Below are 11,077 nucleotides of genomic sequence, written 5' to 3'. Positions count from 1 at the left end.
GGTGACAGTTTGGCGGGCGGGTGACATGGCGGGCCGCACGAGGCCCGCTATCAGCCCTGGGCGAGTTGCGCCACCCGGTCCCACTCCTGCCAGTTCGCCAGCCGCGCCTCGTAGTCGCCGCTGACGGTGGCGTAGGCGGCGGCCCCGAACAGGCAGCGCAGCGGCGGACGCTGCGCGTCGACGATCTCCAGCAGCGCCGCCGCCGACGCGCGCGGGTCACCGGGGCCGGCGGTGGCCCGGGCGGCGCGCTGGCGTTCGCGCTCGGCCCTCGCCTCGCCGTAGGCCGGCAGCGGCGCGGAGTGGACCGCCGAGGCGCCGCCCCAGTCGGTGGCGAAGCCGGCCGGCTCGATCAGCGTCACGTCGATGCCGAAGTCCTTCACCTCGGCGGCCAACGCCTGGGTCAGTCCCTCCACCGCCCACTTCGAGGCGTGGTAGGCGCCCAGCCCGGCGAAGGCCGAGACGCCACCGACCGAGGTCACCTGGATGAGGTGACCGCTCCCCTGCTGACGCAGCAGCGGCAGCGCGGCCTGGGTGATCCACAGCAACCCGAAGAAGTTGGTCTCCATCTGCCGCCGGATGTCCTCCTCGGAGAGCTCCTCGACGAAGCCGAAGTGACCGTAGCCGGCGTTGTTGATCACCACGTCCAGGCTGCCCAGGTTGCGGTGGGCGTCCTGCACCGCCGCGAACGCCGCGTCCCGGTCGGTGACGTCGAGCGCGATCGGCACGATGTCGACGCCGTACTTGTCCACCAGGTCGTCGAGCGCGCTCAGGTCGCGGGCGGTGGCGGCGACCCGATCGCCGCGCTCCAGGGCTGCGATCGCCCACTCCCGCCCGAAGCCGCGGGAGGCGCCGGTGATGAACCAGTTCTTCGCTGTGCTGTTCTCTGGGGCCACGCCGGCAACGCTACGACGCGCCGTGAAATGGCCGCCGGCACCGCCCGAGGCGACATACTTCGACCCGTGACCCACACCTCTCGGGCGGTGCTCGCCTTCGCCCACCGCGGCGGCTCCTATCATCCCGAGATCGAAGGGCTGGAGAACACCCTGGCCGCTTTCGAGCACGCCGTCGGGCTGGGCTACACCCACCTGGAGACCGATGTCCACGTCACCCGCGACGGGGTGCTGCTGGCCTTCCACGACGCCGTCCTGGACCGGGTCACCGACACCCGCGGCCGGATCGCCGACCTCACCCTCGAGGAGGTGCGCGCGGCCCGGATCGGGGGCCACCACCAGGTGCCGACGCTGGCCGAGCTCTTCGACGCCTTCCCCCGGGTGCAGTTCAACATCGACCTCAAGGCGGCCGGTACGCCGCGGGCTCTCGCCGACTTCCTGCGTGAGCGCGGCGCCGAGGACAGGGCGATCGTGGGGTCGTTCGGGGTCGCCCGGCTCGAGGAGTTCCGCCGGCTCAGCGGCGGCCGGGTGCGGACCAGCGCCCACCCCGGGGAGGTCGCGGCGTACCTCCTCTCCCCCAGCGCCCGGCTGGCCCGGCTGCTGGCCGGAGACGCATTCGTGGCGTTCCAGGTGCCGCACCGTCGGACGGTCGCGGGCCGGCGCGTGACGATCGTGTCGCGCGGGTTCCTGCGGCGCGCCCACGCCGCGGGCAAGCAGGTGCACGTGTGGACGATCGACGCGCCCGAGGAGATGCGCGAACTCCTCGACATGGGCGTGGACGGGCTGATGACCGACCGCACCGACCTGTTGAAGCAGGTCCTGCTCGAGCGCGGCCAGTGGCCCGAGGGAGGAGAGCGATGACCGGCTCGGACGTCACCGCCTTCGCCGACTTCTCCCCCGTGCGACGCCGGCGCGAGCAGCGCGCCTGGAACTGGTACGACTGGGCGAACTCGGCCTACTACACCACCGTGCTGACGGTGCTCTTCGGCCCGTTCATGATCACCGTCGCGGGCCGCGCGGCGGGCTGCGGCGACGATGCCGACGACACCTGCAAGAAGACCGTCGACGTGCTCGGGCTGCACCTGGCCGCGGGCTCGTTGCCGTCGTACCTGACCAGCTTCGCCACCATCGCGAGCGCCTTCCTGCTGCCGATCGTGGGCGCGCTGGTCGACCGCTCGGGCCGCAAGAAGTGGCACATGGGCTGGTGCGCCTGGGCCGGGTCGTTCGCCGCGGCGCTGCTGTTCTTCATGTCCGGCGACCACTGGCAGCTCGGCGCTGCCGCGGTGGTAGTGAGCTCGATCCTGGGTGGCTGCTCGCTGGTGAGCTACTACGCAATCCTGGTCGACATCTCCACCGAGGACGAGCGCGACGCCGCGTCCTCGCGCGGCTGGGCGTTCGGCTACCTCGGCGGCGGGCTGCTGCTGCTGATCAACCTGGTGATGGTCGAGGCGCACGGCGCGTTCGGGATCGGCAAGGAGCTCGCCGTACGGCTCTCGTTGCTCTCCGCCGCGCTGTGGTGGGCGGGCTTCACCATCATTCCGGTACGACGCCTGCGCGACCGCCCCGCACGCGCGGTCGTGCCGGAGCCCGGCGGCCTGGTGCGGCGATCGTTCGGTCAGCTGTGGACCACGCTGGGTGAGATGCGCGCCTTCCCGATGACGCTGACGTTCCTGATCGCCTACCTGTTCTTCAACGACGGCATCCAGACGGTGATCTACAGCGCCTCGATCTACGGCTCCAAGCAGCTGCACTTCGGCGACTCGGTGCTGATCGCGGCGATCCTGATGATCCAGTTCGTGGCGTTCGGCGGAGCGCTCTTCTTCGGCCGCTGGGCACAGCGGTACGGCGCCTACCGCTGCCTGCTCTACGGCACGTTCGCCTGGATGGCGATCGTGGTGCTGGCGATGTTCCTCCCGGCCCGCAACATCGCGCTCTTCCTGCTGATCGGCGTGGCGATCGCCCTGGTGATGGGCGGCACCCAGGCGTTGTCCCGCAGCTTCTTCAGCCTGCTCATCCCGCGCGGACGGGAGGGCGAGTACTTCGCGCTCTACAACGCCTGCGAGCGCGGCACCTCGTGGTTCGGCACGCTGCTGTTCGGACTGGTCTTCCAGCTGACCGGGTCCTACCGGCCGGCGATCGTCTCGCTGGTGGTCTTCTTCGTGCTGGGTGCGGTCTTCCTGCTCCGGCTGGACCCACGTCGCGGGATCGAGGAAGCAGGCAACGCCGTGCCGGCGGCGGTCTGACCTTCGTAAATTGATGGAATCTTGCGCGCCTGGATACCGTTAAAGACGTCGAGGGGTTCGGTACTCGCGCGACACAAGTCCGTCACGGACGCGGCGTGTCCACCGTCCCAGACATGACAACGGGGGAAGACCAGGGAGGTGCCCCATGGCGGAGCGCACACTGCGAGGCGCGCGACTCGGCGGCCAGAGCTTCGAGGACGAGCGCGGCATCGAGTTCGCGGCGCGCCAACAGGTCGGGTACAAGTGTCCACAGGGTCACGAGTTCGAGATCACCATGTCCGACGAGGCCGAGGTCCCGGCCACGTGGGAGTGCCCGCGCTGCGGCGCCGAGGCGCTCAACGTCGCCGGCCACGAGCCGGAGTCGAAGGCCGAGAAGCCGGCCCGCACGCACTGGGACATGCTGCTCGAGCGTCGTTCCGAGAGCGAGCTGGAGGACATCCTCAAGGAGCGGCTGGAGCTGCTCCGCGGCGGTGAGATCGGGCCGGCCCACCTGCACCGGGCCAACGCGAAGAAGCGCAAGGCAGCGGTCTAAGGATCGACCACCTCGCCCCGGATCACCGGCCCTTCGGGACCGGATCCGGGGCGATTGTCATGCCCGGCCAGCAGCCGCCGGGAGACGACGGCCGTGAGGATGCGCCGCGCGATCGGCCTGGTGAACGGCAGGATCAGCGCGAAGCCGGCCACGTCGGAGATGAAGCCCGGCGAGATCATCAGAGTGCCGCCGATCAGGATCAGCGCCCCGTCGGCGAGCTCCCGGGCGGGCATCCGGCCGCTGGCCAGCGCCGTCCGCAGGGCGAGCCAGGCCCGCGCACCCTCGCGCCTGACCAGCCAGCTGCCGAAGATCGAGTCGGCGATGAGCAGCACCACCGTCCACCACGCGCCGATGACCTGGCCGACCTGGATGATCACGTAGATCTCCGCAATCGGCACCAACACGAACGCCAGCACCAGCAGCCACGGCCAGCGCCGGCGACGCGATGTGCTCCTCACGGCCCCATTATCCCGGGCCGGGCCAACTCAGCCCCGGCGGACCGCCCGGCGCAGCTGCTCGCGGCGCTCCCGCAGCCCCCAGCGAGTGACCAGCTTGAGCGACTCGCCGGCCACCGCGCCGCTCATCTTGGAGGCGCCGCGGACCCGCTCGACGAACTCGATCGGCACCTCCACGACGTGCAGCCCGGCGCGCACGGTGCGGGTGGCCAGGTCGGTCTGGAAGACGTAGCCGGCCGACTCCACCGAGCCCAGGTCGATCTTCTCCAAGGTGGTGCGGCGGAAGAGCCGGAAGCCGGCGGTCGCGTCCTTGATCCGGATGCCCAGCAGCATCCGCACGTACAGGTTGCCGCCCCGGGAGAGCAGCTGCCGCGACAGCGGCCAGTTAACCACCGACCCGCCCGGCACCCAGCGCGAGCCGATCACCAGGTCGGCGGTCTTGAGTGCCTCCAACAGCCGGCCGAGCTCCTCGGGCTGATGCGAGCCGTCGGCGTCCATCTCGCCGATCACGTCATAGCCGTGCTCCAGCGCCCACCCGAAGCCGTGCAGGTACGCCGCGCCCAGGCCCGCCTTCTCCTTGCGATGAATGACGTGCAGGTGTGCGTCGGTGGCGGCCAGGTCGTCGGCCAGGTCGCCGGTGCCGTCCGGCGAGCCGTCGTCGACGATCAGGATCTCGACATCGGGCTCAGCGCGTCGCAGCCGCCCGACGATCCAGGCCAGGTTGGCCGCCTCGTTGTACGTCGGGATCACCATGATCACCCGACCGAGGGTGCTCAGATCAGTGCTCACGTGGGGTGTGCCGCCTTCTGCGCCAGGAGATGAAGCCACTGCCGATCAGCCTAACCAGGACCAACCCCGCAGCAACCTGACCGGGTCGTGATCCGAGTACCACCGCCGGCGTACTGCCCCTGATCAGGCCGACGTCGCGCTGCAGCACCGCCTCGGTGCGGACCGGCGCGGAGGCGAGCACGCGGCCGTCGGGTGCGATCACGCCGCTGACCCCGTTGAGCGCCGCCACCACGGCGTACCTGCCGGTCTCGAGCGCGCGCACGCGCGTGATCGCGAACTGCTGGGCGATCTGGGCGGTCCCGGTGAAGCTCGCGTTGCTGGTCTGGACTGTCACCAGCTGTCCGCCGTTGCGGACCTGCTCGTCGAGGACGTCGTCGTAGGCCACGTCGAAGCAGATCGCGTCCGCCACCCGCAGGTTGCCGACGTGCAGCGGGGTGGTGCGGGTGCCGGCGACCATGTCGTAGTCGAGCACCTGCAGCCCGCCGAAGTTGTGCTTGCCGAGCAGACCGCGCAGCGGCATGTACTCCCCGAACGGCACCGGATGGTGCTTGGTGTACCGGTCCCCCGCCCCGGTCACTGGGTCCCAGACGATGCCCTGGTTGAGCACGTGGGTGCGATCGGGCGCGTTCGGCAGCCCACCGACCACGACCGGAACGGCGACCGCACGCACCGCCTGCCAGATCCCGGTGTCGGTCTGGGTGTCGGTCAGCGGGTCGATCGCGGTGGAGTTCTCCGGCCACAGCACGAACGACGGCTTGGGCGCCTCCCCTGCCGCGATCCGCTTGCCGAGCGCGACGGTGAGGTCGATGTGGTTCTGGGTGATCTGCCGGTAGTTGGCCAGCACGTCGCCGTTCCCGGGGACGTTGCCCTGGACGGCCACGACGTCGGCGTGCCCGACGAGGTCGGGATGCCACGGTCGCCAGTTCGGCAGCGCGACCAACAGGCACAGGACGGCGAGGGCCAGGACGCCGGCGCGACGTCGGCCGGGGCTGACCACCAGCCAGGCCAGCAGGCCGCCCATGAGGGCGAGCAGCAGACCCACGCCAGCCAGCCCGGCGTAGGGCAGCATCCGCGCCAGGGGCGTGTCGATCACCGCGAACGCGAGCCGACCCCACGGCATCCCACCGAACGGCCAGCCGCCCCGCAGCCACTCCATCGCGGTCCACGAGACCGCCGTCCACAGCGGCCACCAGCGACCGCGCAGCAGCACGGCGTCGATCGACCCCAGGACGGCGTAGAAGAGCGTCTCGGCCCCCGCCAGGGCCAGCCAGGCGCCGTACCCGACCGCGTGCATCCACCAGATGTGTACGAAGTAGAACCCGATGCCGAAGACCAGACCCGGCAGCCAGCCGCGACGGGCGTCCAGGCCGCGGACGGCGAGCAGTCGCGCGGCCAGGGCGAACGGGATCAGCCAGGGCAGCGCGACCGGCTCGAAGGCCAGCGCCAGCGCCACGCCCGCCGCCAGGGCGAGGACGAGGCGGCGCGACACCCGGCAAGGGTAGAGCGTGTCGCTACGGAGGGCGCCCCTGACTCGCCTCGGGCCGACCCGTCACCCGGCTGGCTGCCGGGTCCGTGGTCGTTGTCTACAGCGAGACGGGGCCCCTCCGCGCCGCCCCCGTGGAGGCGGGCCGTCATCCGCGAACCACGTGGGGCAGATGCCTGGCTTGAACATCCCCCGACCCGGCCACTCGGACGCCGGCCCGCCCGGCCACGATCTGCGCGGGCGAACCGCCACAGACTCGCGCGGTCGCCGGCTTCCGTCAACCTCTCGCTGACCTGCGCAAACAGATGTTTGTGCAGGTCAGCGACATAGAACCGAATGCAGATTTCCGCCAGGGAATTTTCCGGTCTCGGCGTGTCGCACGCGACACGCCGGGCAACCGTGCTAGTCCAGCCCCGCCACCGGCCGGTTCTCGTAGTACGTCGAGAGCACGATGGTGGTGCGCGTCGACACGTGTGCTGTCTCCCGCACGCGGGCCAGCAGGGTCTCCAGAGTGGCCGGCGTGGCGGTGCGGACCTGCAGGATGTAGGACTCCTCGCCGGCCACCGACCAGCACGACTCGATCTCCGGGAAGTGTCGCAGCCGCTCCGCGTAGTCGTCGGGCAGGGAGGGGTCGATCAGCCGGATCGCGACGAACGCCGTCAGCGGCAGTCCGATCTCGGCATGGTTGATCGTCGCGCCGTACCCGAGGATCAGGCCGCGCTGCTCGAGTCGTTTGACACGCTGATGTACCGCGGAGGTCGACAGTCCTGTCGCCTTCCCGAGATCGGTGTAGGACATCCGACCATCCGCGGCGAGAAGCTGGAGGATCTTTCGATCCTTGTCCTCCAGGCCGTCGGATGTGGTCATGACCGCACTGTAGTGAGCACCACCACACCCCCGCCGTCATGATTGGATGCCGGACGTGCCCGAACCCCGCCTGATGCTGCTCGACTCCGCCTCGATGTACTTCCGTGCGTTCTTCGGGGTCCCCGAGATCACCGCCGCGGACGGGACGCCGGTCAACGCGGTGCGTGGGTTCCTCGACTTCATCGCCCGGCTGGTGGAGGACTACCGGCCCAGCGATCTGGTCTGCTGCTGGGACGAGGACTGGCGGCCGCAGTGGCGCGTCGACCTGATTCCCTCCTACAAGGCCCACCGGGTGGTCACGGCCAACCCGGTCGGGCCTGATGTCGAGGCGGTGCCCGACCCGCTCGAGGTGCAGGTGCCGATCATCACCGACGTGCTGGCGGCGTTCGGGCTGGCGGTTCGTGGCGCGGCCGGCTACGAGGCCGACGACGTCATCGGCACGCTGGCCACCGGCGCCGCGATGCCCGTCGACGTCGTCACCGGCGACCGCGACCTGTTCCAGCTGGTCGACGACGCGGCCGGCGTCCGGGTGCTTTACATCGCCCGCGGCGTGGGCAACCACGAGCGCGTCGACGACGCCTGGGTCCGCGCCAAGTACGGCATCGCCGCGGCGCAGTACGCCGACTTCGCCACCCTGCGCGGCGATACCTCCGACGGGCTGCCCGGGGTCAGGGGCGTGGGCGAGAAGAGCGCGGCGACGCTGCTGGCGTCGTACGGCGACCTGGCGGGGATCCGCGCGGCCGCGGCCGACCCGGCCAGCCCGCTCACCCCGGCACTGCGGCGCAACCTGCTGGCCGCCGGCGACTATCTCGACGTCGCACCGCGGGTGGTCGCGGTGGCCCGCGACGTGGAGCTGGACCGCTCCGGCACCGCGCTCCCCCAGGCGCCGGCCGACCCTGCCCGGCTCGCCGACCTCGCCGCCCGCTACAACCTGGCCTCGCCGGTGGAGCGGCTCACCGCCGTCCTGGCTGCGCGCACCTGACCTTCCGCACGGCGACACGCCGATGTGAGGTGAGGAAGGTCAGGTGCCCGTCTCACTCGACCAGGGAGGAGTAGGCGACCACGCCGCGCTTGAGCACGTCCACCACCTGGCGGGCCGTCCGGCGCAGCGGGCTGACCCCGGCCGCGTCGGCGACCTGGCCGGCCAGGTCGACCAGCTGCTTCATCCAGCGGACGAAGTCGCCGGCGGCCAGGTCCACCACGGTGAGTACGTCGTCCAGGTCGTCGCCCTCGGCCCAGCGGTAGGCCGCCCAGGCGAAGCCGAGGTCGGGCTGGCGCAGGAAGTCCAGGTGGTGGTCACGCTCCAGCGCGTCGAGGTCGGCCCAGACCTTCACCATCGCCGCGATGACGTCCTTGACCCGGCCTCCGGGTAGGCGTGGCGGCGCGCTGTCGTCGGCGCGGCGGGCCTCGTAGACCAGCACCGACAAGGCGGCCGCCAGCTCGGCGGCCGACAGCTCGTCCCACAGACCGCTGCGCAGCGACTCGGCGGCAACCAGGTCCATCTCGGAGTAGAGCCGCATCAGGTGGCGGCCTCGATCGGTCACCGCGTCCCCGTCGAGGTAGCTCAGCGCGGTGAGCACGTCGCAGACCCGGTCGAACTGCCGCGCCACGGTGTTGGTCCGGTTCTCGACCCGACGGCGCAGCGTCGCCGCGTCGCGGTCGAGCTTGAAGTAGCGCTCCGCCCAGCGGGCGTGGTCCTCCCGATCGGGGCAATCGTGGCAGGGGTGCCGACGCAGCTGTGCCCGCAGCTCCGCGATCTCGGCGTCCGCGCCGGACTGCGCCCGCCCGTCGCGCCGGCTCGGCGGCCCCGTGGGCCGCAGGTCACGGGTCCTCTCCCGCAGGTGCGCGGCCAGGTCGCGCCGCATCTGCGGATTGCGCCCGTTGAACGTCTTGGGGATCCGCATCCTGGTCTGCGCCACCACCGGCACGTTGAAGTCGACCATCGCCAGCCGGCGCGCCTGTCGGTCGAGGGTCACCACGTAGGGCCGCGGGCCCTCCGGGTCGAAGCCGGGATCCACCACGACCGCATAGCCGGCGAACTTCCCGGTCGGTACGTCGATGACGTCCCCCGGCCGCAGCCTGGAGAGCGACTCCACGATCTCCGCGCGACGGTCGGCCCGGCGCTCGCGGCTGGCGTTCTTCTCCACGTCGGAGATGCGGCGGCGGATGGCGGCGTACTCCATGAAGTCGCCGCGATCGCACGCGGCCGCCTCGCGGTAGCCGGCCAGCGCCTCCTCGGCCTTGCGCAGCTGCCGGGCCAGCCCGACCACGGCCTTGTCCGCCTGGAACTGCGCGAAGGACTGCTCCAGCAGCTCACGGGAGCGCTCGCGGCCGAACTGGTGCACCAGGTTGACCGCCATGTTGTAAGACGGCCGGAAGCTGGAGCGCAGCGGGTAGGTGCGGGTGGAGGCGAGGCCGGCCAGCTCGCGCGGGTTCATGCCCGGCTGCCACAGCACCACCCCGTGGCCCTCCACGTCCAGGCCCCGGCGCCCGGCTCGGCCGACCAGCTGGGTGTACTCCCCCGGCGACAGGTCGGCGTGGGTCTCGCCGTTCCACTTGGTCAGCTTCTCGATCACCACGGTGCGCGCCGGCATGTTGATGCCCAAAGCGAGCGTCTCGGTGGCGAAGACGACCTTGACCAGGCCGCGCAGGAACAGCTCCTCGACCACCTGTTTGAACGCCGGCAGCATCCCCGCGTGGTGGGCGGCGACGCCGCGGGTGAGCCCGTCGAGGAAGTCGTGGTAGCCCAGCACGTGCCGGTCCTCGTCGGGCAGGTCACGGCACGCATCCTCGACGTACTCGTAGATCGTGTCGCGCTCCTCGGCGCTGGTCAGCCGGATGTTCGCGGCCAGGCACTGGGTGACGGCCGCGTCGCAGCCGACCCGGCTGAAGACGAACACGATGGCCGGCAACAGCCGGCCGCGGTCCAGCGCGGTGATCACGTCGGTGCGCGAGGGGATCCAGACCCGGCGCCCGTTGCCGACCTCGCGCCGGCCGCCGGCCCCCGCGGTCGAGCCCCGTCGGTCGCGGGGCGCACGGCGATCCCTGATCCGGGTCGAGGCCCAGTCGTCGCGGGCGATCTTCATCAGCTCGCCGTTGACCGGGGCGCCCTCCTTGACGAAGCCGGCGGCCGCGTCCACGTCGGAGGAGGCGAACAGGTCCATGATGCGCCGGCCGACCATGACGTGCTGGTAGAGCGGCACCGGCCGCCGCTCCTCGATGATCGTGGTGGTCTCGCCGCGCACGGTGGTCAGCCACTCGCCGAACTCCTCGGCGTTGGACACCGTCGCGCTCAGCGACACCACGCTCACCGACTCGGGCAGGTGGATGATCACCTCCTCCCAGACCGCGCCCCGGGAGCGGTCGGCGAGGTAGTGCACCTCGTCCATCACCACGAAGCCGAGCCCGAGCAGGGTCGATGAGCCGGCGTAGAGCATGTTGCGCAGCACCTCGGTGGTCATCACGACCACCGGCGCCTCGCCGTTGACCACGTTGTCGCCGGTCAGCAGGCCGACCTGGTCGGCGCCGTACCGGCGGACCAGGTCGCTGTACTTCTGGTTCGACAGCGCCTTGATCGGGGTGGTGTAGAAGGCCTTGCGACCGGTAGCGAGCGCCAGGTGGATGGCGAACTCACCCACGATCGTCTTGCCGGAGCCGGTCGGCGCGGCCACGAGTACGCCGCGGCCCTCCTCGATCTCGTGGCAGGCCCGCCGCTGGAACTCGTCGAGCGGGAAGTCGTAGAGCGCGGCGAAGTCCTTGAACACGGGGTGCTGCTGTGAGCGCCGGAACTCGGCGTACTTCTCCGCGGGGCCCATGCC

10 protein-coding genes are annotated in these 11,077 nt (G+C 71.1%); 4 read left to right on the top strand and 6 right to left on the bottom strand.

What is annotated here, in order from left to right; all coding sequences use genetic code 11:
• Positions 1-50 precede the first annotated feature (50 nt).
• Positions 51-893, bottom strand: a complete 843-nt coding sequence (locus tag VHA72_RS07335) for an SDR family NAD(P)-dependent oxidoreductase (RefSeq protein ID WP_325573787.1) — start codon at positions 891-893, stop codon at positions 51-53.
• 66 nt (positions 894-959) lie between these two features.
• On the opposite strand from VHA72_RS07335, the gene VHA72_RS07330 reads away from it, so the two are divergent.
• From VHA72_RS07330 to VHA72_RS07320, 3 genes are all read left to right on the top strand, one after another.
• Positions 960-1,751, top strand: coding sequence for a glycerophosphodiester phosphodiesterase family protein (locus tag VHA72_RS07330; protein WP_325573786.1), 792 nt, complete (start codon positions 960-962; stop codon positions 1,749-1,751).
• Positions 1,748-3,133: an MFS transporter gene (locus tag VHA72_RS07325; protein WP_325573785.1), complete on the top strand. Its 1,386-nt coding sequence runs from the start codon at positions 1,748-1,750 to the stop codon at positions 3,131-3,133. The genes VHA72_RS07330 and VHA72_RS07325 overlap by 4 nt, the downstream gene beginning before the upstream one ends.
• A 145-nt stretch (positions 3,134-3,278) precedes the next feature.
• A complete protein-coding gene (locus tag VHA72_RS07320) occupies positions 3,279-3,665 on the top strand; it encodes an RNA polymerase-binding protein RbpA (protein WP_325573784.1) in 387 nt (128 codons plus the stop codon).
• Here VHA72_RS07320 and VHA72_RS07315 read toward each other — a convergent pair.
• The 4 genes from VHA72_RS07315 to VHA72_RS07300 all read right to left on the bottom strand — a co-directional run bounded on the left by VHA72_RS07315 (position 3,662) and on the right by VHA72_RS07300 (position 7,259).
• Positions 3,662-4,123 (bottom strand): FxsA family protein, encoded by a 462-nt coding sequence (locus VHA72_RS07315; protein WP_325573783.1) that lies wholly within the window; start codon positions 4,121-4,123, stop codon positions 3,662-3,664. The genes VHA72_RS07320 and VHA72_RS07315 overlap by 4 nt on opposite strands.
• A gap of 27 nt (positions 4,124-4,150) precedes the next feature.
• On the bottom strand, positions 4,151-4,873 hold the full coding sequence (locus VHA72_RS07310) for a polyprenol monophosphomannose synthase (RefSeq protein WP_325573791.1): 723 nt from the start codon (positions 4,871-4,873) through the stop codon (positions 4,151-4,153).
• 25 nt (positions 4,874-4,898) lie between these two features.
• A complete protein-coding gene (gene lnt, locus VHA72_RS07305; protein ID WP_325573782.1) occupies positions 4,899-6,398 on the bottom strand; it encodes an apolipoprotein N-acyltransferase in 1,500 nt (499 codons plus the stop codon).
• Between the two features lie 396 nt (positions 6,399-6,794).
• The gene (locus tag VHA72_RS07300; RefSeq protein WP_524538582.1) at positions 6,795-7,259 is read right to left on the bottom strand and encodes an Lrp/AsnC family transcriptional regulator; all 465 of its coding nucleotides are present in this window, start codon (positions 7,257-7,259) and stop codon (positions 6,795-6,797) included.
• A gap of 73 nt (positions 7,260-7,332) precedes the next feature.
• Here VHA72_RS07300 and VHA72_RS07295 point away from each other — a divergent pair, with 73 nt between their 5' ends.
• Positions 7,333-8,241, top strand: a complete 909-nt coding sequence (locus VHA72_RS07295) for a 5'-3' exonuclease (RefSeq protein WP_325573789.1) — start codon at positions 7,333-7,335, stop codon at positions 8,239-8,241.
• Positions 8,242-8,293: 52 nt separating this feature from the next.
• Here the strand turns inward: VHA72_RS07295 and VHA72_RS07290 are convergent, their stop codons facing one another.
• Entirely contained in the window at positions 8,294-11,074 is a 2,781-nt protein-coding gene (locus VHA72_RS07290; RefSeq protein WP_325573788.1) for a DEAD/DEAH box helicase, read from the bottom strand.
• Between the last annotated feature and the right edge of the window lie 3 nt (positions 11,075-11,077).

Origin of the sequence: Nocardioides sp. (assembly GCF_035547795.1) — a bacterium.
In the GTDB taxonomy this organism is placed as follows: domain Bacteria; phylum Actinomycetota; class Actinomycetes; order Propionibacteriales; family Nocardioidaceae; genus Nocardioides.
The sequence above is the reverse complement of the archived record's forward strand: the minus strand, read 5'-3'. Positions and strand labels throughout refer to the sequence as shown.

What these genes read in the sequence shown, in the direction of transcription:
- VHA72_RS07290 (WP_325573788.1), bottom strand. Translation starts at nt 11,074, where the DNA reads ATGGGCCCCGCGGAGAAGTACGCCGAGTTCCGGCGCTCACAGCAGCAC.
- VHA72_RS07310 (WP_325573791.1), bottom strand. Translation starts at nt 4,873, where the DNA reads ATGGTGATCCCGACGTACAACGAGGCGGCCAACCTGGCCTGGATCGTC.
- VHA72_RS07295 (WP_325573789.1), top strand. Translation starts at nt 7,333, where the DNA reads ATGCTGCTCGACTCCGCCTCGATGTACTTCCGTGCGTTCTTCGGGGTC.
- VHA72_RS07320 (WP_325573784.1), top strand. Translation starts at nt 3,279, where the DNA reads ATGGCGGAGCGCACACTGCGAGGCGCGCGACTCGGCGGCCAGAGCTTC.
- VHA72_RS07300 (WP_524538582.1), bottom strand. Translation starts at nt 7,259, where the DNA reads ATGACCACATCCGACGGCCTGGAGGACAAGGATCGAAAGATCCTCCAG.
- VHA72_RS07325 (WP_325573785.1), top strand. Translation starts at nt 1,748, where the DNA reads ATGACCGGCTCGGACGTCACCGCCTTCGCCGACTTCTCCCCCGTGCGA.